This is a genomic window from Gordonia sp. NPDC003950 (assembly GCF_053605205.1).
Genome location: NZ_JBSGIT010000002.1, coordinates 1 through 21,804 on the forward strand (window position 1 = coordinate 1; position 21,804 = coordinate 21,804).

At 66.9% G+C, this 21,804-nt stretch carries 17 protein-coding genes and 1 pseudogene; 5 read left to right on the top strand and 13 right to left on the bottom strand.

The window, feature by feature from the left end; all coding sequences use genetic code 11:
- Window positions 1-290: 290 nt before the first annotated feature.
- Window positions 291-1,298: an enoyl-CoA hydratase/isomerase family protein gene (locus ACWETB_RS01715; RefSeq protein WP_452208850.1), complete on the bottom strand. Its 1,008-nt coding sequence runs from the start codon at window positions 1,296-1,298 to the stop codon at window positions 291-293.
- A gap of 179 nt (window positions 1,299-1,477) precedes the next feature.
- On the opposite strand from ACWETB_RS01715, the gene ACWETB_RS01720 reads away from it, so the two are divergent.
- On the top strand, window positions 1,478-3,040 hold the full coding sequence (locus ACWETB_RS01720; RefSeq protein ID WP_452208852.1) for an ABC-F family ATP-binding cassette domain-containing protein: 1,563 nt from the start codon (window positions 1,478-1,480) through the stop codon (window positions 3,038-3,040).
- A 6-nt stretch (window positions 3,041-3,046) separates the two neighbouring features.
- Here the strand turns inward: ACWETB_RS01720 and ACWETB_RS01725 are convergent, their stop codons facing one another.
- Together ACWETB_RS01725 and ACWETB_RS01730 are read right to left on the bottom strand one after the other, a co-directional pair.
- Window positions 3,047-3,265, bottom strand: a complete 219-nt coding sequence (locus tag ACWETB_RS01725) for a YbdD/YjiX family protein (protein ID WP_348802927.1) — start codon at window positions 3,263-3,265, stop codon at window positions 3,047-3,049.
- Complete coding sequence (locus ACWETB_RS01730; RefSeq protein WP_425476245.1) at window positions 3,262-5,553, bottom strand: carbon starvation CstA family protein; 2,292 nt, start codon at window positions 5,551-5,553, stop codon at window positions 3,262-3,264. The genes ACWETB_RS01725 and ACWETB_RS01730 overlap by 4 nt, the downstream gene beginning before the upstream one ends.
- Window positions 5,554-5,652: 99 nt before the next feature.
- Here ACWETB_RS01730 and ACWETB_RS01735 point away from each other — a divergent pair.
- Window positions 5,653-6,374, top strand: a pseudogene (locus ACWETB_RS01735) (alpha/beta fold hydrolase).
- 31 nt (window positions 6,375-6,405) lie between these two features.
- Here ACWETB_RS01735 and ACWETB_RS01740 read toward each other — a convergent pair.
- Genes ACWETB_RS01740 through ACWETB_RS01755 form a run of 4 tightly spaced genes read right to left on the bottom strand, consistent with a single transcriptional unit; the run spans window position 6,406 to window position 11,086 of the window.
- On the bottom strand, window positions 6,406-8,265 hold the full coding sequence (locus ACWETB_RS01740; protein ID WP_452208854.1) for an ABC-F family ATP-binding cassette domain-containing protein: 1,860 nt from the start codon (window positions 8,263-8,265) through the stop codon (window positions 6,406-6,408).
- Between the two features lie 43 nt (window positions 8,266-8,308).
- Window positions 8,309-9,454 carry a lipase family protein gene (locus ACWETB_RS01745; RefSeq protein WP_452209198.1) on the bottom strand — a complete coding sequence of 382 codons (1,146 nt, stop codon included), beginning with the start codon at window positions 9,452-9,454 and terminating at the stop codon, window positions 8,309-8,311.
- 11 nt (window positions 9,455-9,465) lie between these two features.
- The gene (locus ACWETB_RS01750; RefSeq protein WP_449744308.1) at window positions 9,466-10,425 is read right to left on the bottom strand and encodes a 4-(cytidine 5'-diphospho)-2-C-methyl-D-erythritol kinase; all 960 of its coding nucleotides are present in this window, start codon (window positions 10,423-10,425) and stop codon (window positions 9,466-9,468) included.
- A gap of 28 nt (window positions 10,426-10,453) precedes the next feature.
- Window positions 10,454-11,086, bottom strand: coding sequence for an HAD family hydrolase (locus ACWETB_RS01755; RefSeq protein ID WP_449744335.1), 633 nt, complete (start codon window positions 11,084-11,086; stop codon window positions 10,454-10,456).
- Window positions 11,087-11,256: 170 nt separating this feature from the next.
- Between ACWETB_RS01755 and ACWETB_RS01760 the strand changes: the two genes are divergently transcribed.
- Window positions 11,257-12,261, top strand: coding sequence for a TIGR03557 family F420-dependent LLM class oxidoreductase (locus ACWETB_RS01760; protein WP_449744307.1), 1,005 nt, complete (start codon window positions 11,257-11,259; stop codon window positions 12,259-12,261).
- Here the strand turns inward: ACWETB_RS01760 and rsmA are convergent.
- The 4 genes from rsmA to ACWETB_RS01780 form a co-directional block, all read right to left on the bottom strand.
- Window positions 12,247-13,167 carry a 16S rRNA (adenine(1518)-N(6)/adenine(1519)-N(6))-dimethyltransferase RsmA gene (gene rsmA, locus ACWETB_RS01765; protein WP_449744306.1) on the bottom strand — a complete coding sequence of 307 codons (921 nt, stop codon included), beginning with the start codon at window positions 13,165-13,167 and terminating at the stop codon, window positions 12,247-12,249. The genes ACWETB_RS01760 and rsmA overlap by 15 nt on opposite strands.
- On the bottom strand, window positions 13,131-14,213 hold the full coding sequence (locus tag ACWETB_RS01770; protein ID WP_449744305.1) for a transglycosylase family protein: 1,083 nt from the start codon (window positions 14,211-14,213) through the stop codon (window positions 13,131-13,133). Before ACWETB_RS01770 ends, rsmA begins: the two co-directional genes overlap by 37 nt.
- A 121-nt stretch (window positions 14,214-14,334) precedes the next feature.
- Window positions 14,335-15,285: a TatD family hydrolase gene (locus ACWETB_RS01775; protein ID WP_452208857.1), complete on the bottom strand. Its 951-nt coding sequence runs from the start codon at window positions 15,283-15,285 to the stop codon at window positions 14,335-14,337.
- Between the two features lie 48 nt (window positions 15,286-15,333).
- On the bottom strand, window positions 15,334-16,176 hold the full coding sequence (locus ACWETB_RS01780) for a PhzF family phenazine biosynthesis protein (protein ID WP_452208859.1): 843 nt from the start codon (window positions 16,174-16,176) through the stop codon (window positions 15,334-15,336).
- Window positions 16,177-16,300: 124 nt separating this feature from the next.
- On the opposite strand from ACWETB_RS01780, the gene ACWETB_RS01785 reads away from it, so the two are divergent.
- A complete protein-coding gene (locus ACWETB_RS01785) occupies window positions 16,301-17,011 on the top strand; it encodes an HAD family hydrolase (RefSeq protein WP_449744302.1) in 711 nt (236 codons plus the stop codon).
- A complete protein-coding gene (locus ACWETB_RS01790) occupies window positions 17,008-19,362 on the top strand; it encodes a glycoside hydrolase family 65 protein (protein WP_449744301.1) in 2,355 nt (784 codons plus the stop codon). The genes ACWETB_RS01785 and ACWETB_RS01790 overlap by 4 nt, the downstream gene beginning before the upstream one ends.
- Window positions 19,363-19,420: 58 nt before the next feature.
- Here the strand turns inward: ACWETB_RS01790 and ACWETB_RS01795 are convergent, their stop codons facing one another.
- Both ACWETB_RS01795 and ACWETB_RS01800 read right to left on the bottom strand, forming a co-directional pair.
- On the bottom strand, window positions 19,421-20,536 hold the full coding sequence (locus ACWETB_RS01795; RefSeq protein WP_452208862.1) for an alpha/beta hydrolase: 1,116 nt from the start codon (window positions 20,534-20,536) through the stop codon (window positions 19,421-19,423).
- Window positions 20,537-20,601: 65 nt separating this feature from the next.
- Window positions 20,602-21,717 carry an alpha/beta hydrolase gene (locus ACWETB_RS01800; protein ID WP_452208864.1) on the bottom strand — a complete coding sequence of 372 codons (1,116 nt, stop codon included), beginning with the start codon at window positions 21,715-21,717 and terminating at the stop codon, window positions 20,602-20,604.
- Window positions 21,718-21,804: the final 87 nt, after the last annotated feature.

The window sequence follows — 21,804 nt, forward strand, 5'->3', positions numbered from 1 at the left end:
GTCGGCCATGATGTTCACCCCCTCTGCTCGGTCGCTCCAACTGAACTGACTCAAGTGTAGCGACGACCACCGACAAGTTTCTTCGGCGCGGAATCTGTTGGGGATGAACGCTGTCGGCTGTATCACGCGTGGGTTCGGTTGGTGGTGGCGCGATTTCGTCGTCGGGTTGCGGAGGTGACCTCGTCAAGCTCGGCACGGCGGATACGCGACGAGGTCGCCAGGATCGCGCGGCGCACTCGGCCAGCGGGGGTTTGCGTCACTGGACCTGCGGGAACGGCCGAGCGACCAGGTCAGGCTCCGATGATGGCTGCCACCGTGGCGGGGTCCACGTCGTCGATCTCGGCCGGGTCGAAGTTCGGGGAGCGGTCTTTGTCGACGAGTACCGCTCGCACTCCCTCCCGGAAATCGTTTGTCATGGTGATGTTCTCGGCCGCGTGGAGTTCTCGTTCCAGGCATTCGTCGAGTAGCGAGTCGGCGCCGAGTTCGAGCAGTCGCGCGGTCACCCACAGGCTGGTCGGGGATGCGTTGCCGATCAGATCGAGCATCTCGGCGGCCCACTCGTCGCCGACGGTGCCGCGCAGGCCACCGACGATCGCGGTGACATTCGAATCGGAGAAGTACTCACCGATCGCCTCGACCGGCAGTGGTGGATGGTCCTCGTGTTTGGTCGGATCGGGCACGAGGATGTCGCCGAGCGGGGCGCCGGAACGGATTCGGTCTGCCACGGACGGCAGATCCGCCGACGGTACGAAGTGGGTCGCCAGCCCGACCGACAGCGCTTGCGATCCGCGTACTCGAGAACCCGTCAGTCCCAACCACATTCCGACGCCGCTGGGAAGTCGCGGGAGAAAGTAGGTGGAGCCGATGTCGGGGAAGAAGCCGATAGCGGTCTCCGGCGTGGCGATCATCGCCTTCTCGGTCACCACCCGGATCTCGCCGTGCACACTGATACCGAGGCCACCACCCATCGCCGGACCGTCGATCAATGCGATGTGCGGCTTCGGGTACTCGGCGATCAGCTGATTCAGGCGGTACTCCCCCGCGAAGTATCGGGTGATCGCCTCACGGTCTCCGTCGATCGCGAAATCCCGGATCGCGCGGATGTCGCCGCCGGCACAGAACGCTCGTTCACTGGCCGAGGTCAGCAGCACCGTCTCGATCAACTCGTCGTCGGCCCACTCGCGCAAGATCTGATCCATGTCGTCGACCATCGACTGGTCGAGTGCGTTGAGCGCCTTGGGTCGATCGAGAATGATCTCGCCGACACCGTTGGCAACGTGCGTACGGATGAACGACATGATCTCAACGCTAGCGCGTCCGGTCCCGCAAAAGCCATTGACACCGACCCACCGTCAGGGGATATGGTCGTGTTCTTATTGCCCACCCGAGGAGTGATCTCACACCATGAACCACTGAGGCCGGTCATCCATCGCGACGTCACCGATGCTCGCGATCCCCCCGCACCTCAGGAGTACACATGGCTTCCTCCCCTGCGTCGCACCCGTCGACGCCCGGCACACCCACATCGTTGTCCCTCTCGGACCTGACGTTCACCTGGCCCGATGGCACCGTCGTCTTTGACGGCATCTCACTCACGATCCCGGCGGGTTCGGTGTCGCTGGTCGGCGCCAACGGCGCGGGCAAGACGACCTTGCTGCACCTTGTCGCCGGCACCCTCCAGCCCACCCGTGGCAGTGTCAGCGTCCGCGGCGACGTCGGACTGGTCCCCCAGCATCCGGACGCCGACCCTGCCGCCACGATCGCCGATGTCCTGGGCATCACCGCGAAGCGCTCGGCACTGTCGCGCATCGAGAACGGATCGAGCGATCCGCTCGACTTCGAGATCATCGGCGACGACTGGGATATCGAGGAACGCGCCGCTGCGGAACTCGCTTCGCTCGGACTGGTCGCCGATCTCGACCGCACCGTCGGCACCCTGTCCGGTGGAGAGTCGACCATGCTCGCCATCGCCTCGACGCTCCTTCGCCGCCCGTCGATCCTGCTTCTCGACGAACCCACCAACAACCTCGACAGGAACTCCCGAACAAGGCTTTTCGAGTCGATCGAGCGATTCCCCGGGGCTGTCCTGGTGGTCAGTCACGACCTGGAACTACTCGAACGCGTCCAACACACCCTCGAGCTCTACCACGGAGATCTGCGACTCTTCGGCGGGGGATACTCGGCCTACCGTGAGATCATCGACGCCGAGCAGCAGGCGGCGTCGGCAGCGGTCGCCAACGCCGAGAACGACCTGCGCAAGCAGAAACGGGAGATGGTCGACGCCCAGGTCGCCCTGGATCGTCGGGCGCGCACGGCCGCGAAAGCCGAACGTGAGAAACGGGTTCCGAAGATCGTCGCGCACCTACGACGCGACGCCGCGCAGGTCTCGGCGGGCAAGTTCCGGGGCGAACACCGCGACGACGTGAAGACCGCGGCCGATCGCCTCGAGTCGACCCGCGCCGATGTCCGCGACGACCGCAGCACCCGGATCGCCATGCCCGCCGTCGACCTGGCCTCACATGCCCAGATCGTCGCCGACGACCGGACGCGAATCGACGGACCGGAGCGGGTGGCCCTCGTCGGAGCCAACGGATCGGGGAAGACCACGCTGATCACCGATCTGATCGAGCGCGGTCACATCATCGTGCCCTATGCGTATGTACCGCAACGCATCACCTTCCCCCACCCGCATTTGAGTATCGCCGAGCATGTCGCCGCCGCCCACCCCGCGGCGACCACCCAGCAGGTCAGAGCCCACCTGGCCCGATTCCTGTTCCGCGGCACCGCGGGTGACCGGGTGCTGGCCGAACTTTCCGGTGGTGAACGTCTTCGCGTGGCGCTGGCCTCGGCGCTGCTGACCGATCCGACGCCCAAGCTCCTGATCCTCGATGAACCGACGAACAACCTCGACATCGACACCACCGAGGAACTGATGTCCGCGCTACGACAGTGGACGGGAGCACTGCTGATCGTCAGTCACGACACCGAGTTCCGGCGGCAGATCCGCATCGACCGCGAGATCACCGTGCCGACAGCGTGACCGGTTTCAGCAGCACCGTCCCTGCGGGTTCTTCTCGGTGTGATCCCAACGCGCCCGCCAATATTCGCGTTCGGTCATCGGCGGACGGTCATCACCGTCGGCGCGATGCGCCGCGTGATGGTCGAGGTAGCGCTGATAGTCCCGGTCGCCCATCACGCTGCCCACATACCACGCCACCTGACCACCGGCGCGGCGCAGCGACGCGATGACCTGCGCGCCGGTCACGGTGCCGCCTCCGCGGGTGACCGGTGCCCGTGTTTCTGCGCCTGGAGGGCATCCCACTCGTGCTGCACCTCGCGTTCGGGCGCGGTGGTGATCAGGCCGCGTGGACCGAAGATCCGGGACGGCACCGGTTTCTCCTCGGTGGTCGGCAACCCACCGCGCCGCCACGCCTTCACCATCAGGTACACCCCGACGACCACTACGATCAGCACCAGCACGGCGAAGATGATCGACAGCGTCCCCTGGATGAAGGTATTGCGGATGACCGCATTCATCTCGTCGAGGTTCTTCGCGGTCTTGAAACTCGTCTCCCCGGCATCCTTGGCGTTTACGAAGGCACTGTGCTGCGCCCAGTACCCGATCGACGGATTCGACGAGAAGATCTTCTGCCAGGACGCCGTCATCGTGACGATCACATCCCATACCAGCGGAACACCGGACACCCACGCCCACTTGGACTGTCCCCGTTTGAACAGGATGACGGTGACGACGGTCAACGCGACGGCGGCGAGCAGCTGATTGGCGATGCCGAACAGCGGGAAGAGGGTGTTGATGCCGCCGAGCGGGTCGGTGACACCCATCAGCAGGATCGAACCCCATGCGGCGCAGACGATCACCGTGCATAGCCAGGCGCCTGGCCGCCACGAGGGGTCCTTGAATCGCTGAGCGCCGGGGATGTTGCCGATGCCGTCGGAGAGCATGAAGCGCGCCACCCGCGTACCCGCATCCACCGTGGTCAGGATGAACAACGCCTCGAACATGATCGCGAAGTGATACCAGAAGGGCCGCAACGACTCTCCACCGATCGCATCCTGCAAGGTGTCGGCCATCCCCATCGCCAACGTCGGTGCGCCACCGGTCTTCGACACAATCGACGACTCCCCGACCGCCTCTGCGGCCTGCGTGAAGTCCTCGGCCGTCACCGACTGACCATGCACCCCAAGACCGTTGACGTAGTCGGCGGCGCCCTGAGCGGTACCGTCGGTGAGCGCCTTCGGGGCATTCATCCCGAAGTAGATGTGCTGATCGAGGATACATGCGGTGATCAGCGCCATGATCGCCACCGACGACTCGGTGAGCATGCCGCCGTAGCCGATGATCCGCGCCTGTCCCTCCTTGGCCAGGAGTTTCGGGGTGGTCCCCGAGGCGATCAGGGCGTGGAATCCGGAGAGCGCACCACAGGCGATCGTGATGAACAGGAACGGGAACAGCGCACCGGCAAACGCGGGACCCTTGCCGTTCCAGGCGAATTCGCTGACCGCGGGTGCCTGCATCACCGGCTGCACGATGACGATGCCGAGCGCCAGCAGCGCGATGGTGCCGACCTTCATGAAGGTCGAGAGGTAGTCACGTGGCGCGAGCAGCAACCACACCGGCAACACCGCGGCAGCCACGCCGTAGATGATGATCGCCCAGCTCAGAAACACCGGCGACAGACTGAACCAGTCGCTGCCCCAGGATGATTCGCCGACGTAGCGGCCGGCCACGATGGCCGCGAGCAACAACACCACCCCGATGATGGAGACCTCGCTGACCCGACCGGGCCGTAGGTACCGCAGATAGACACCCATGAACAGCGCGATCGGGATGGTCATCGCGATCGAGAAGACACCCCACGGACTTTCGGCCAGGGCGTTGACCACCACCAGCGCCAGCACCGCGATCAGGATGATCATGATGACGAACACGGCCAGGATCGCCGCGATACCGCCGACCGGCCCGAGTTCGTCGCGCGCCATCTGTCCCAGGCTGCGTCCGCGGCGCCGCGTCGAGATCGACAGCACCAGGTAGTCCTGCACGCAGCCGGCGAACACCGCACCGAGGATGATCCAGATCGTGCCGGGCAGGTAACCCATCTGCGCGGCGAGCACCGGCCCGACAAGCGGCCCGGCCCCGGCGATCGCGGCGAAGTGATGACCGAACAGCACCCGCCGGTCGGTCGGCATGTAGTCCTGCGCGTTGTCGAATTCCTCAGCGGGCGTGGCGTGATCATCACGCGGACGCACCACCTTCATCTCGATCATCCGCGCATAGAAGCGGTAGGCGATCACATAGGTGGCGACCGCCGCGACAACGAACCAGACCGCGTTGACGTTCTCCCCACGAATGAAGGCGATCAGAGCCCACGCCACCGCACCCAGCAGTCCGATGATCGCGAAGAGAATCTTCTTCGGCGTCGTCATCGGCGTCCGGTCGATAATCGCGACCGGTGGCAGATCCGGATCGTTCTTTACGAATTCGACGTCCGGGTAGCCGTCCCGACGTTCGGTGATGGGTGATGTCTCGGTCATCGTCATGGCGGTGGCGTGCCTTTCGATTGCTCGACAGGTCCACAAACAGTGGCCTGCGTCACTATACGCGCGGTCCTCGCGGCGGCATACTGACACCCGATGTGCAGCAACGCCACTCCCGTCGTCCTCGTCCACGGTCTCCGCGTCAGCGGTGCGTCGATGCACCGTATCGCCGCGGCGATCACCGAACGCCCGTCATCCACCCGGATCTGCCGGGCCACGGCGACCGCAGCGCCGAAACGTTCAGGATGGACGACGCCGTCGACGCCGTCCTCGACGCCATCACAACCGTCGGGGAACCCGCGGTGGTCGCCGGGATCTCCCTCGGCGGCTACGTCGCAATGGCCGCCGCGGGGCGTCACCCAGACTCGGTCGCCGGGCTGGTGACGATGGGATCGACCGCGCAACCGAGTGCGCTTCTCGCAGCACCGTTTCGGGCGTTCGGAGCGGCCACCAGTGTGCTCCCCGCGCAGGCCGCGGCCATCAGCCGCGGCCTGACGCGAGTCGCGTTGGGCCGGCAGGTGGCGCAGGACATGGAGGCCGGTGGACTCGCACTGCACTCCATCGCCGACGTCGTCGACGCGATCGCGGATTTCGACGCGCTCGGTGAGCTGTCCGCCTACCCGGGACCGATGCTCTTCGCCAACGGCGGCTGGGACCAATTCCGCATCCACGAAAAGACTTTCGCCGCATTGTCGACGCAGGCCGAACTGCGCATCATCGGCCGGGCGTCGCACCTCTACCCGCTCATCCAGCCGGAGATGACCGGGGCGATGATCGGCGATTTCGCGACCCGGATCGATGCGAGCGTACCGAGCTGAGCCACACCCGGCGACTCACCTCGAGCCTCACTCACTCCAGCTTTTCCGCGGCCTCCAGCCACGCGGCCTCGGCGGCGTCCTTGTCCTCGATGACCTGACGCAACTCGGCGCCGAGCGACACCAGCCTGTCCGGATCGGTGGCGGCCTCGGCAAGCGCGAGATGCAGTTGCTCCTCTCGTTTGGACAGCTGCTCGAGTTGACGCTCCGCGCGATTGGCCGCCTTCCGGGCCTCGCGGTGTTCGGCGGCGCTGACGGCCGGAGCGGCGGCGCTCGCGGCCTCGGCGGCACCGTCCGCCGACGGTGACGATGCCGCGGTGGCCTCGCCCGATGCCGCCTGCGACGACCCCACCGCCGAGCCGGATGCCGATGCGCCACACTGCATCTCCCGACGGCGCACGAGATATTGCGCGATGCCGCCGGGTAGGTTGGTGAGTGTGCGGTCGCCGAACAGCGCCCACGTCGAATCGCAGATCCGCTCGATCAGATAACGGTCGTGCGAGATCACCACCAGTGTGCCGGCCCACGAGTCGAGCAGATCCTCGAGTTGCTGCAGCGTGTCAATGTCGAGATCGTTGGTCGGCTCGTCGAGCAGCAACACATTCGGCTCGGCCATCAACACCCGCGTCAGTTGCAGCCGGCGTCGTTCGCCGCCGGACAGATCGCCGACCGGGGTGCGCTGGCGTGCCGGTGAGAAGCCGAGACGCTCGGCGAGCTGACTCGCCGACATCTCCTTGTCGCCCAGCATGATTCGCGCGGCCACCGATTCCACGGCGTCGAGCACACGCTGGTCGGGATCGAGATCGTCGAGTTCCTGACGCAACCACCCGATGGTCACCGTGACACCTTCGACGCGACGGCCGGGCGCGACGTCGACCTCCCCGGCCAGCGCGCGCAGCAGCGTCGTCTTGCCGGACCCGTTCACCCCCACCAGACCGATCCGCTCCCCCGGCGCCAGCCGCCAGGTCAGATCGTCGAGAAGTGTTTCCCCGGAGGGGGTTTCGATGTGCGCGTCCTCGAGCTCGATGACCACCCGGCCCAGCCGCCGACGCGCGAACGCCGACAGCGCGACCGAATCGCGTGGTTCGGGCACATCGCTGATGAGCTTCTCCGCGGCCTCGATCCGGTAGCGCGGCTTAGATGTTCGCGCCGGCGGACCACGCCGCAGCCACGCCAGTTCCTTGCGTGCCAGGTTGCGACGACGCTCCTCGGCGGCGTCGGCCAACCGGACCCGCTCGGCGCGGGCGAACACCCAGTCGTTGTAGCCGCCTTCGTATTCGTCGACATTGCCGTCGTGCACCTCCCAGGTGCGCATGGCGACAGTGTCGAGGAACCAGCGATCGTGGGTCACCACCACCAGCGCACTGCGTCGCGTGATGAGGTGCTCGGCGAGCCACTCCACGCCCTCGACGTCGAGGTGGTTGGTCGGTTCGTCCAGGATGAGCACGTCTGCGTCGGCGACCAGCGCCGCGGCCAGACCCACGCGGCGTCGCTGGCCACCGGACAGTTCGTCGACGCGGGTGTCGAGCAACTCGTCGATGCCGATGCCGGCGAGGATCGAACGGACCCGCGCATCGCCGGCCCACTCATGCGCGGCGACCTCGGGACCACCGACGACGACCTCCGCGACCGTTTTCCCGGCCGGCAGTTCACCACGCTGGGTGACGACGGCGATGCGTGCACCACCAGCCCGTGACACCCGGCCCGAATCGGGTTCGGTGACACCGCCGAGGATTTCCAGCAGCGTCGTCTTGCCGCCGCCGTTGAGGCCGACGACGCCGATGCGTTGACCTTCGTGCACACCGAGGCTCACCTCGTCGAGCAGTGCGCGGATGCCGTAGCTCTTACTGATGCGATCGGCGTTGATCAGCGCGGATGCGGGGGCAGGAGACACCGGTAGACGGTATCAACCACCGTGGCGCACGGGTACATCACCGTCAGTCCCGCCCGAATGCCGAGGACACCGTCGTCATCACCTCGCCGAGCGCGCCGGCGACGACCTCGGTGTGGTCGTCGCGGCTGTGGGTGTGCAGATCGACGTCGGTACCGGACTCCTGCATCGACCGGACCAGTGTCGCTGTGAGCGGGAACGGAACGATCGGGTCGAGCAGTCCGTGGTCGATGCGGATCGGCACGGTGTAACCGCCGGTCGGGACGCGGGTGTAGTCGGCGAGTGCGGCGGTGACGGCGTCGTCACCCAGCGGTTCGTCCAGCAGCGATCCCGGCGCCACCGACCGCAGCACCTCGGACACCTCGCCGTTGCACTGTGACCGGGCCAGGTCGAGATAGCGCTTACCGTCGTCGGAGAGTCGGTCGGTGATGTGCAGGTCCGGCCGGGCATGATCGAGCCCGGCCAGGATGTAGAGGTAGAGCGCGCTGATGGTGTTGACCCGTCCCAGGCTCGGCACGCTCGGGGTGAACGACTTGGTGAGGACTCCCTCGATCCCCGACGCCGGTGCGATCGCGACGATCTCCCGCAGGTCGAGTTCCGGTGCGTACGACGGCGCTTCGTGGCCGGCGAACAGGGCGGCGTGCCCGCCCTGGGAGTGCCCGACCGACACCCACTCGGTGCCCAGGCTCGCCTCGGTCGAGCGGGCGGCGCGGATCATGTCGATCACCGAGTGTGCGGCCGCCCGTCCACCGAGGTATTCGGTCTCGCCGGCGGCGCCGAGGCCGGCGTAGTCGGTCGCGGTGACGGCATAGCCGGCCTCGAGTGCGTCGATGACGGGCCGGTCGACGCCGCTGCCCTTGCGGGTGCGGCTCGGTGCGCACTGATCGGCGATCCCGGTGGTGCCGTGCGCCCACGAGAAGATGCGCCACCCGCCGCGCGGTGCCGTGCCCTTCGGCAGGTAGAAGACGCCGGTGGACAGGGCCATCCGATCGTTCTGGTCGCGCGTCACGTAGGTGACCTGCTCGCCCGATGCGGCACCGGGCGGAAGATCTTCGGCGGCAATCGATTCGGTGCTGAGCACCCGGCCGGCCAGCGGCGCCGCCATGGTGGGTGCGGCGGTGATCACACCGACGGTCACCGCCGCGCTCAGCGCCGTCCCGAGAACACCCGCCGCCCTCACCGTCGAGTACATGCGTCGCCTGCTCACGCGCTCGGCACCTGCCGCGTCGCACCACTGACCGGACCCGATGCGGTCCGCACCGAACGCGCCACGCCGGCGCCGGACAGTTCGGCGGCCACCGCGACGGCCGCATCCGCGTCGGCGCACAGGAACATACACGTCGGGCCGGACCCGGAGACGATTCCGCCCAGGGCGCCGGCGTCGATCCCGGCGCGCAACGTGCGACGCAGACCCGGCTGCAGGCTCAGCGCAGCCGGCTGTAAATCGTTGTGCAGCAAGGGGGCGATGACGTGTGGGTCGCCAGCAGCCAGGGCCTGCACCAGCGCATCCGGCCGGAGCTCATCGGGATCCGGTGTCAGGTCACGGTCGGCGCGTAGCCGGTCGAGTTCACGAAAGACCGACGGCGTGGACAATCCGTCGCGGGCGAAGGCCAGGACCCAGTGCAGTTCGCCGCGCGCCAGCACCGGCATGAGTTGCTCGCCGCGGCCGGTACCCAGGGCGGTACCACCCTGCACCGAGAACGGCACGTCGCTGCCGAGCCCGGCGGCGATGTCCAGGAGATCGGCACGCGGGACGTCGAGTTTCCACAACGCCGCCAATGCGACCAGCGCGCCCGCCGCGTCGGCGCTGCCGCCGGCCATACCCCCGGCCACCGGAATCCGTTTGACGATTTCGATGGCCACCTTGGGATCACGACCGGCGTACTCACCGAGTGCTCGCACGGCGCGCACCGCGAGGTTGTCGTCGTCGAGGGGCACCTCCGCGACGTCGGCGCCGCGACCACTGTCGCGGGTCATCTCGACCGACAGACCCGCGGCACGCGCCACCGTGACGTCGTCGTAGAGCGATAGTGCCTGATAGACCGTCACCAGATCGTGGTAGCCGTCATCGCGCAGCGGGCCGACGCCGAGGTGCAGGTTGACCTTGGCGGGCACGCGCACCGTCACGGCGTCGGAGATCACCGACAGGGATGCTGGGGACACGGGGATCCAGAGTAGGCGTTCATCCCGGTCACGGCCGCCATCGCGTGTCCAGAAGCACCGCGACATCGTCGACGACCCGAACCGCGCCGGCGTCGAGTAGTTCGGCGGCCGCGGTGCCACCGGTGCGGACGGCCACACAGGACATGCCCGCCGCTGTCGCCGCGGCGACGTCCCACACGCTGTCACCGACCAGGACCGCACTGCTACCACCGGCCCGGCGCAGCGCCACGGTGAGCAGGTCCGGGGCCGGCTTGGAGTTGTCGGCATCATCGGCACTGGTCACGACGTCGACGTCGGTCGAGGCGAGTCCGAGACGCTCGAGTGCGGCGTCGGTGAACTCCCGGGCTCCCGACGACGCGATGGCCACCCGGTAGCCGGAGCCGGTCAACGCACGGACGAGGTCGGATGCGCCGGGGATGGCGCGTACCTCCGGCAGGACCTCGCGGTAACGTTCGGCCCACTCATCGCGCAACCGGTCACCGAGGGCATCCTCGACCTCGGACCCGCAGACCTCCCGAACCAGCAGATCACCGCCCATGCCGATGGTCCGGTGCACACGCCACCACGGCGGGGTGAGCCCGTGAGCTGCGAACGCCCGCTGCCATGCCAGAGCGTGCAGGTAGCCGGAGTCGATGAGCGTACCGTCGACGTCGAGGAGCACGGTGTCGACCGATCCGCCACCCGCCCGGCCCCGATCTGCCGGCCCGGTGTCACCGCGATCGTCGGTCGATCCTGATGAATCCACAGATGCTCCTCCCGGGTCCAGACCACGTGCCCGCATTCCCCACTCCACCTTGCCACCGGAGTACTCCGGTGGCAGAGAGCGAGATCATGGCGACACGATTTGGCTACACCCTCATGACCGAACAGGCCGGTCCCCGGCAGCTGGTCCGCGATGCGATCGCGGCGGAATCGGCGGGCTTCGATTTCGAGGTTTCCAGCGACCACTACTCACCCTGGCTGTCGGCGCAGGGACACGCCCCGTACGCGTGGTCGGTGCTCGGCGCGGTCGCCCACGCCACCGTCGACGTCGAATTGATGACCTACGTGACCTGTCCGACGATGCGCTATCACCCGGCGGTGATCGCCCAGAAGGCGGCCACGATGCAGTTGCTCGCCGACGGCCGATTCATCCTCGGACTCGGTAGCGGCGAGAACCTCAATGAGCACGTCGTCGGCGCGGGATGGCCCGCCCTCGGCGAACGACAATCCATGCTGTCGGAGGCCATCGAGATCATCCGTGCACTACTCGACGGCGGCGTCGTCGACCATCGCGGGGAGTTCTTCCAGGTCGATTCGGCCCGTCTTTGGGATCTCCCCGACGCCGGGGTCCCCATCGGTGTGGCGGTGTCGGGGAGCCGTGGCATCGACGAATTCGGTCCGCCGGCAGACCATCTCATCGCCGTCGAACCCAGCGCGGACATCGTCGAGCAGTGGAACGCCCACCCGGACACCACCTCCATCGGGCAGGGCCCCGCACATGCCCCGGCCCGCGCCATCGGCCAGATCCCGATCTGCTGGGATCCCGATCGCGATGTTGCCGTGACGCGTGCCCATGAGCAGTTCCGCTGGTTCGCCGGCGGCTGGGACGTCAACGCCAACCTCCCGACCACTGCCGGCTTTGCGGCCGCCACCCAGTTCGTCACGAAAGACGATGTGGCCGCGAATATCCCGTGCGGACCCGACCTCGACGAGCTGGTCGACGGGATTCGCCCCTACTGGGAGGCGGGCTTCAGTGACGTCGCGTTGGTGCAGATCGGCGGCGGCAGCCAGGAGCGTTTCCTCGACGAGGTGGCACCGGCGCTGCTGGACAAGCTCCGCTCAGCCTCCGGTTGAGGCGGGCACCTGCGCCAGCCGCACGAAGTCGGCGACGTCGAGTTTCTCGCCGCGGATCTGCGGGTCGATGCCGGCGGCGCGCAGGCGTCGTTCGGCCTCGGCAGGTGAGCCGGCCCACGTCGCCAGGGCCGAGCGCATGGTCTTGCGACGTTGCGCGAAGGCCGCGTCGATGACCGCGAACACCGCGGCGCGCCGGGCGGGATCGGTGGAGTAGGTGTCGCGACGGTCCATCCGGACCAGACCCGATTCCACCTTGGGTTCGGGCCAGAACACGTTGCGTCCCACCGCACCGGCGCGCGCGACGTCGCCGAAGTAGCGGGCCTTCACGCTGGGCACGCCGTAGACCTTGTTGCCCGGCGGCGCGGCCAGCCGGTCGGCGACCTCGGCCTGCACCATCACCAAAGCCGTTGCGATGGTGGGACATTCACTCATCAGGTGCAGCAGCACCGGGACCGCGACGTTGTACGGCAGATTGGCGACCAGCGCCGTGGGCGCGGCCGGCAGGTCGTCGGCGCGCACGGTCATCGCGTCGGCGGTGACGACGTCCAGCGATCCGTGTGGCGCGTAGTCCGCCGCGGTCTGCGGCAACCGACCCGCGAGCACCGGGTCGATCTCGACCGCGATCACCCGTGAGACGGTGCCGAGCAACGCCAGTGTCAGCGATCCGAGACCCGGTCCGACCTCGAGGACGACGTCATCGGATCCGACCCCGGAGGCGGCGACGATGCGTCGCACCGTGTTGGCGTCATGGACGAAGTTCTGTCCGAGCGTCTTGGTGGGACGGACGCCCAGTTCGTCGGCGAGCCGACGGATCTGTGCGGGTCCCAGGAGCCGGCCGGAATCGTCCCCGGACGGTACGTCGTCGATGCTCAGCGTAGGCCCAGCTTGGCCGAGCACGACGGCCACGCACCCCAGCCCTGAGCGGCCTGGGTCTTCTGCGCGATCGCGATCTGCTCCTCGCGGGTGGCCAGGTCGGCGCGCGGTGCGTACTCGAGTCCGCCCCAGCGTTCCCAGGTGTTCTGGTCGAACTGGACGCCGCCGTAGAAGCCGTTGCCGGAGTTGATGGCCCAGTTGCCGGTGGCCTCACACTGTGCGAGCTGATCCCAGACCCCGACGGGCACAAACGGGGCGCCCGGCTTGGTGCCGACCCGGACGGTCGCGGCGACCGGCTGGGTGAGGACCTCCTGGCCGACCTTGACACGCTTGACGACCTTGCCGTTGACGGTGGTCACCTCGTAGCGGACGTTGGCCTTGCCGGGGGTACCGGGCTTGACCACCACGCGGCGATCCTTGATCAGGGTCGGATCGTCCTGGGTGATGTCGGGTGCGGTGATGTTCTCGGGCACCGTCGTCTCGGTGGTGCGGATGCGGGTCACATTGATGGTCATGCCGTCGGCGACCTTGGCGGTCGCGGCCGGGGTGACCTTGTCGGTGTCGACGAGCGGGGCGCCGATGTCGGCAAGGGCCTCGGACACCGTTTCGGCCGGCACGCTCTTGATCGACGGCACGCCGCCGTCGATGATGATGAGCTTCTTCGGCAGGGTGACGTCGACCACGGCGCCGTTGACCGGGATCGGACCACCGGCGTTGAAGTTGGTGGCGTCGTCACCGTGGGACAGACCCTGCTGCGCGAGGAGATCGTTGACGTTGACCGCGGTGGTCTCGACGACACGTCGCTGTCCCTCGACGTCGAGGACGACCTGCTTCTTGCGGTGGAAGACAATGGTCTGCCCGTCAGAAAACGACGAGTCCAGTGCCGGCTCGACGACGTCGCCGTTGGCCGGGTCGTAGCCCTGCGAGTTCAGCAGTGAGTCGACGTCCATGGACATGGTGGCGACCTGGATCTTCTGGCCGTCCACGTCGATGGTGACGTTCTTGTGCATCGTCACGCCCATCACGCCACCGGCGGCGACGGTGCACAGCACCGCTCCGATGGCGACGCGTGCACGCATCGAGTCCAACGTGTGAATCTTCGCTAAAACAGACAAGGTGAAGCATCCTGATCGGGAACGTGGCGTCCGTCTGGAACCCCCACAGGCTGACGGATCACAATACGATAACGAGACAGGATGATTAGCGCAAAGGTAGCCGGTAGACGCGTCGCGCGTTGACGCCGAGCTGCCGAGCCATCGTCACGTCATCCGTTTGGCGGATGTCGGCAAGCCCACGCGCCGTGTATGGCAGGCAATACGACTGATTCGGCTGGCCACGGTAGGGATGAGCAGTGAGGAACGGCGCATCGGTCTCCACCAGGATCTGGTCATCGGGCACCAGGCGAGCCGCTTCACGAAGCTCCGCGGCATTGGCGAATGTCACAGTTCCGGCGAAACTCAGCAGATAGCCACGCTCTATGCATTCGCGTGCAACGTTTCGGTCACCGGAGAAGCAATGCATGATCACGACGTCGGGCGATCCTTCCGCCGCGAGAATGTCGAGCAGATCGCGATCGGCCTCGCGGTTGTGGATCATCAACGGCTTGCCGACGCGCTTGGCGAGTTCAATATGCCAGGCGAAGGCGTCCTTCTGGATGGCGGGGTCGGCCGCCGACTCGGATCGGCCCGGCCAGTAGTAATCCAGCCCCGTCTCCCCGATCGCCACCACCCGCGGGTCGACCGCCATCTGCTCGAGTTCGGCGCGGGCGGCGTCGTCGAGGTCACCGGCATGCGTCGGGTGCAGCGCCACCGCCGCGAACGCCCGCTCATCCCACCGGGCGGCATCGACCGCCCATCGCGCGTCGACCATGTCGTCGGCGACGGTGATCACCTGCCCGACCCCGACCGCATCGGCATGATCGAGGATCGCTCGCACCGACTCGGGGTCACGACCACCGCAGGCGGCGAGATGGGTATGGGCGTCGACGAGGCCGGGCAACGGCTCCGGATCCGGCGGCGGCTCACGACGGCGACGCTTCTTGGCTTCCTTGGCGCTGAGCTCCTTGACGGGAGCGCTGTCGGCGGGATTCTGAGCGCTGTCAACGGAGGAGTGAGCGCTGTCAACGGAGGTCGGGCTGTCGGCGGCGGACATGGGCCCCACTGTAAGGGGGCACGATCCAGGCGGATGTCCCCGCTCCGCTCAGAGCTCGACGGTTCCGGTGATCACCGTCGTACTCATCCCGCCGATCCAGATGTTGTCACCGTCGTCGGTGACGAACACCCGACCCGTCCGCCCGAGGGCGGCGCCCTGGGCGGCGACGTAGCTCCGCGGTGCGCGGCCGTCGCGGCGTAGCCACGTCGCGATGCCGGCGTTGAGGCTGCCGGTTACCGGATCCTCGGGCACCCCTTCGCCGGGAGCAAAGGCCCGCACCTCGAACAGGACCCCCGCCTCAGGACGGGTGGCGTCGGAATGCTCGCCGACGATCCCGACCTCGTGGTCACCGAGCGCCGCGAAATCCGGACGCACGTCGAGGACGCGGCGCGCCGAGTCCAGCTGCAGGACCATCCACTGCGGTCCGTTGACCACCCATTCGGCGGCGAGAACATGTGCGGGATCGACACCCAACGCCGCGGTCACCGCGGCGACGGTGGCGGCGTCGACGGGACCCGACCTGCTCAGCGGCGGCGCGGCGAACGCGAGACGCTGCCCGTCGCGTCGGATACGCACCAGTCCGACACCGCATTCCTGGACGAGGTACTCGCCGGTGATGTCGGCTCCGGCCTCGAGGAATGCGTATGCAGATCCGAGAGTCGGGTGCCCCGCAAAGGGCAGTTCGCCGCCCGGCGTGAATATTCGCAGCCGGTAGTCGGCGGCCGGGTCGGTGGGCGGCAGCACGAACGTCGTCTCCGACAGGTTCGTCCACCGCGCGAAGGCGGCCATCTGCTCGTCGTCGATGCCCTCGGCGTCGAGGACGACTGCCACCGGGTTTCCGGTGATCGGAGCGGCGGCGAACACATCGACCTGTGCGAAGCGACGAGACATGGCCCCATGGTTGATCATTCGAGCCTGCCACGTCCACCGGTTTTCGCACCTCCCCGGACGACGCTCGCGCCGACATCAGCGCATACCAAGCCCGATCCGCCGCAGACAGGTAGCGTTTGCCAACGTGTTGGGTTTGCCAGATACGGTCACCGTCGCACTGTTCGATCTCGACGGGGTCCTCACCAGTACCGCTGTCCTCCATCAGAAGGCATGGAAGGCTGCCTTCGACGCCTTCCTGCGTAAGCGAGATGGCGACGGATTCACCCCGTTCACCGAGCAGGACTACCTCGACTATGTCGACGGCCGACCTCGCGACGACGGCGTGCGCGCATTCCTCGCCTCTCGAGGCATCGACGACGTGTCACCCGCCGATGCCGACGCGATCGGCAGTGGCAAGAACGAGATGTTCATGGCCAGCCTCGAACGCGACGGCGTCACCCCGTACCCCGGATCGGTGCGCTATCTCGAGGCCGCACGCGATGCCGGGCTGCGGATCGCGGTGGTGACCTCGTCGAAGAACGGCAAGGCCGTGCTCGATGCGGCCGATCTGTCGAAGTTCGTCGAAGTACGCGTCGACGGACTGGAAACCGCCGCAGCAGGATTGCCGGGTAAACCGGCACCGGATTCGTATCTGCTCGGGGCGCAGCGCATGGGTGTGGAGCCGACCGCCGCGGCCGTCTTCGAGGATGCGATCTCCGGAATACAGGCCGGCGCCGCCGGCAACTTCGGCTATGTCGTCGGCATCGACCGGGTCGGTGGCACCCAGGCCGCGTCGATGACGGCTGCCGGAGCGTCCATCGTCGTCAACGATCTCGAGGAATTGCTGCCTGCATGAGTACCAGTGATCACGCATTCGGATTCGATGTCCACCCCTGGCAGCTGCGCTGGCGAGGGCTCGACATCGACATGCTCGGTCGCACCGAGACACTGTTCGCCCTGTCGAACGGACACCTGGGCCTGCGCGGCAGCTTCGAAGAAGGCGAACCCGTCGACCACCCCGGCACCTACCTGAACGGGTACTACGAGCAGCGTGGTCTGCCGTACGCCGAAAGTGGTTACGGCTACCCGGAATCCGGCCAGACGGTGGTCAACGTGACCGACGGCAAGATCATCCGGCTACTCGTCGAAGACGAGCCCATGGACCTGCGGTACGGGCGCACCGAGGAACATGAGCGCGTCCTGGACTTCCGCACCGGAACACTGCGCCGCAACACGCTGTGGACCTCCCCGACCGGGCGCACCGTGCGCATCCGGTCCGAACGCCTGGTGTCGTTCACCAAACGCACCATCGCCGCCATCCACTACGAGGTGGAGCCGATCGGCGAGGACATGAAACTCGTCCTACAGTCGGATCTGCTTGCCAACGAGCCCGTTCCGCTTCCCGGAAACGATCCGCGTCTGGCCGCCGCGCTGGATTCACCGTTGGTCTCCGACCTGGCGACCTGCCGTAACTACTGGGGAATCCTGGTCCACCACACCAAGAAGTCCGGCCTGCACATGGCCGCGGGCATGGATCATGAGATCGACTTCCCGGACCGCGCAGACACCTTCATTCGCGCCGACGGTGATCTCGCGCGACTGACCGTGGCCGCCAACGTCCCGCAGGGCACCAAGCTCAGCCTGACGAAGTACATGGGTTACGGCTGGTCGGCGCGCCGATCGGTACCGGCCCTGCGTGCTCAGGTCGACGCCGCACTGGCCATGGCGATGGAAACCGGTTGGGAATCGCTGAAGGCCGATCAGGGCCGATACCTCGACGATTTCTGGCGCGACGCCGATGTCGAGGTCGACGGCGATCCCGAACTGCAACAGGCGGTCCGGTTCGCGTTGTTCCATGTCCTGCAGGCCGGTGCGCGCGGTCAGTCGCGTGCCATCCCGGCCAAGGGTCTCACCGGACCCGGCTACGACGGCCACACCTTCTGGGACACCGAGAGTTTCATTCTGCCGATGCTCACCTACACCGTTCCCGCCGCGGCCGGTGAGGAATTGCGATGGCGCCACGCCACCATCGACAAGGCGAAATCGCGTGCGGCCGAGTTGGCTCAGCGCGGCGCAATGTTCCCGTGGCGGTCGATCAACGGTGACGAGTGCTCGGGATACTGGCCTGCGGGTACCGCCGGTGTGCACGTCAGCGCCGACATCGCCAACGCGACCGGCCGATACCTGCGGGCCACCCATGACGAGCAGTTCGAAACCGAGTGCGGCGTCGAACTGTTGGTGGAGACCGCGCGCCTGTTCGCCGGTATGGGCCACCACGACATCAACGGCAATTTCCGCATCGACGGCATCACCGGACCCGACGAGTACACCGCGGTGGTGAACAACAACGTCTTCACGAATCTTGCTGCGCAACAGAACTTCCGCGACGCGATCGACGCGGTGCATCGACGGCCCGATCTCGCCCAGGAGTTGGGTGTCACCAATGCCGAGACAGCGCACTGGGAATCGTGCGCCGACGACATGACGTTGCCCTACGACGAGGCGCTCGGGGTGCATCAGCAGTGTGAGGCGTTCACCCTGCTCGGTGCCTGGGATTTCGAGGAATCGAAGGGCAAATACCCACTGCTGCTGAACTATCCGTACTTCGACCTGTACCGCAAGCAGGTGGTCAAGCAGGCCGATCTGGTGTTTGCGATGTACATGTTCGGCGACGCCTTCACACCGGAACAGAAACTGCGCAACTTCGACTACTACTATCCGTTGACCGTGCGCGACTCGTCACTGTCGGCGTGTTGTGAGGCGGTCACCGCGGCCGAGGTCGGCTACCTCGATCTCGCCTATGATCTGATGGCCGAATCGGTGTTCACCGACCTTCATGACCTGCACGACAACGTCGCCAGTGGTCTGCACATCGCCGCCCTGGCCGGCGCGTGGACCGACTGCGTGGCCGGCTTCGGCGGTATGCGCGACTTCGGCGGACACATCACCTTCGCCCCGCGACTGCCCAGCAAGCTGGACTACCTGTCCTTCCGCATGATCGTCCGGGACTCCAAGATCGTTGTGGCCATTGACAAGGCGACGGCGACCTATCGGTTGCTGTCGGGTCCGGCGATCGATCTGGCCCACCACGGTGAGAAGTTCACCCTCACCGAGGGCACACCGGTGAGCATGCCGATCCCGGAGATCGAGCGACGCGACCCGCCCAAGGCACCGCCGGGATGCGAGCCGTATCAGCGTCTGCTGTAGGGGCGCTCGCACCATGCCGTAGGGGTGCTCGCACCATCCGGAGCCGCCCCCGGATCCGTCAGTGCGTCGGTGACGCACCCGGATCCGGGGTGACGTGACGGTTCGCGAGCTCACCGAGCTTACGCAACACTCGTTTGCTCGATTCAGCCCACGGCATGAGGATCGGGAAGACGTGGAACATCCCGCGTTCCTCCATCGCCATCAGCGGTACGTCGGCGGCCCGGAGATTCTCCACGAACTGGCGGATGCCGTCCCGGAACATCTCGACCTCGCCCCAGCAGACGAAGGTGGGCGGGAACCACTCCGGGTCCGGGTGACCGTAGACGGCCGAGACACGTTCGTCGTTGGGCTGCACCCCGCGCAGGTACGGGGCGACCGGGATACTCCACGGCAGGATGTCGTGGGCGGCGTTCTCGGTCACCGAATCGTGATCGAGATCGAGATCGATCTCGGGCGAGAACAGGGCCAGCGCAGCGGGTTTCGGCAGCTGATGGTCATGCAGGTAGGACACCAGGGAGGTGGCCAGTCCGCCACCACCGGAATCGCCGGCGATGATCAGATGGCCGGAATCAACACCACGGGCGAGCAGACCCCGATAGACATCGGCGGCGTCGTGCATCCCTGCCGGGAAAGGGAATTCGGGCGCCATCCGGTAGTCGGCGATGAAGATCTCACAACCGGTGATCCGCACCAGGGCGGCGGCGAAGGCCGAGTACATCATCGGTGACGTGCCGATGTAGCCACCGCCGTGCAGGTAGAGGATCGTGCCGTTGATCGAACTCTTGGTTTCGGCGTCGTCGACGTAGGAATCCGAGCTGTCCTTGGCCCGGCACCAGATCCCGGAGACCCCTCCGATCTCGTCCTCGACGATCTCCACCCGTCCGGCCACGCCGATGACCGGCGGCAGGACCACCTGACAGACGTCGTCGAGGATCTTCTCCATCGAGCGGAACTCCTCGATGGGAAGCCCCATCGAATACCCCATGAACGCCCGGATCGTTTGCCGCGTCACCGACTGACCGACGTTGTCGAGAAGCCCACCCGGCCCACGCCACGGCTTGGTGAACGGTACCCGCGCCAGACCGTTGAGCATCGTCTCGGCCAGGCCCACCACGGTCAGCGCCGTAATCGGCGCCGACGCCGTGTCAACGTCGTCTCGATCAGCCATCACCATGCCGCCAGCGTAACGGGTGGCAGCCGACCCGGTGAGACCCTGCGGGAGGGCGGTCGCCCGGAGGTTCAGTGTGTCGGGGTGGCCTCGGGGTCCGGGGCCACGTGCCGGTCGACGAACTCGTTGAGCAGCCGGTACACCTCGTGTGAACTCTCCGCCCATGGCATCAGGATCGGGAAGACATGGAACATACCCCGCTCCTCCAACGCGGTGACCTCGATACCCGCCTTCTCCAGCGAGGTGACGAAGTCGCGGATCGGGTCGCGGAACATCTCGTCGGCACCCCAGCACACGAAGGTGGGTGGGAACCACTCGTCGCCCGGCTCGGCGTAGACCATCGACACGCGTATGTCGTCGGGCTGCACGCCGTGCAGGTACGGGGTGACCGGCACGTTCCACGGCAGGATGTCGGTGCTCGCGTTCTCGGTGATCGACGGATGGTCCATGTCGAGATCGACCTCGGGTGAGAACAGGGCGACCGCAGCCGGGCGGGGCAACCCGACCTCGCGGAGGTACCCGGCCAGCGAGGTCGCCAGGCCACCGCCGCCGGAGTCACCCGCGATCACCAGGTGATCGGCGTCCACGCCGCGTTCCAGCAATCCCCGGTAGACGTCGGCGGCGTCATGCACACCGGCCGGGAACGGGAACTCCGGTGCCATCCGGTAGTCGGCGATGAAGACCTCACAGCCGGTACCGCTGACCAGCGACGCGGCGAAGGCCGAGTACATCATCGGCGTCGTGCCGATGTAGCCGCCGCCGTGCAGGTAGAGGATGGTGCCGTCGATCGCGGTCTTGCGTTGATCGCTGTCGACGAACTCGTCTGAACTGGCGCGCGAGCGCAACCAGAGACCGGGCACACCGTTGATCTCGTCGTCGGTGACCTCGACGTCATCGGTGAGGTGGATGAACGGCGGGATGACCACACGGCACAGGTCGTCGAGAACCTTCTCCATCGACCGGAACTCCTCGATCGGCAGGCCGACGATGTAGCCCATGAACGACCGCACCGCCTGCCGGGTGACCGATTGCCCGACATTGTCGAGCAGCCCGCTCGGCCCGTTCCAGAATCTCCGGAACGGCACGCGGGCCAGACCATTGAGCATGTTGTCGGCAAGACCGACGAGGGTCAATCCCGTCACCGGCGCCGATGCGGTCGCCACTTCGGGGCGGTCTGCCATCACCATGGGTACCAGCTTAAGGCGTGTATTCGGCGCTCACCTGGGCACAATGTCGACGATTCTGTGCCATGACCTCCTGCGCCACGCGTTCTG